This window comes from Pseudomonas sp. 32_A (assembly GCF_017490905.1).
In the GTDB taxonomy this organism is placed as follows: Bacteria; Pseudomonadota; Gammaproteobacteria; order Pseudomonadales; family Pseudomonadaceae; genus Aquipseudomonas; species Aquipseudomonas inefficax.
This window is the reverse complement of sequence record NZ_JAFGYI010000165.1, coordinates 1-535: the sequence shown is the minus strand read 5'-3', so window position 1 is coordinate 535 and position 535 is coordinate 1. Positions and strand designations below refer to the sequence as shown.

The following is a 535-nucleotide window of genomic DNA, read 5'->3' as shown; positions in this document are numbered from 1 at the left end:
CGCCCGCCCACCGCGGGTTTGCCAAAAACGAAGGATTCCAGGCCGGTCTCCGGGCTTGCGATGTCGGCCGATGCGGCCGGGCGGGTCAGCCTTCCCATGCGCGAGCACAGTGGCTACCGATGACCCTTCAATCGCTTACCGTTGCGGGGGCAGCGCCGGACTTGTCCTTGCGGACGCACCGGCTTCCCGTTTCACCTCGCGCACGACGGCGCGAGACACCTGAAACCGCGTTAGCTGACCACGAAGCCCCGCGAGCGTCAACCGCGCGGCAACCGATCCCCGGCGATTGACCGCCCCGCCATCGCTGCGTAGCCTTCTGCCCTTCGAGGTTCTCCGGCACTGGCCGGAGCTAAGAGGGAACGTGGAAATCTTCGGATGCGCCACGGCTGCCCCCGCAACTGTGAACAGCCTGTCTCTTCACGCGCCACTGCCGATTCGGGCGGGAAGGCGAGGAGACAACAATGGGCTGTGAGCCAGGAGACCTGCCTCGTGACTGGTTTTCGATCTGCTGCGCGTCGGCCATGCTGCGTTGGAG

General features: G+C 66.0%; 2 riboswitches.

Going from position 1 to position 535, the window contains the following annotated elements:
* Window positions 1–22: 22 nt before the first annotated feature.
* A riboswitch (cobalamin riboswitch) is annotated at window positions 23–238 on the bottom strand.
* A 71-nt stretch (window positions 239–309) separates the two neighbouring features.
* Window positions 310–505: riboswitch (cobalamin riboswitch) on the top strand.
* The last annotated feature ends 30 nt before the right edge of the window (window positions 506–535 follow it).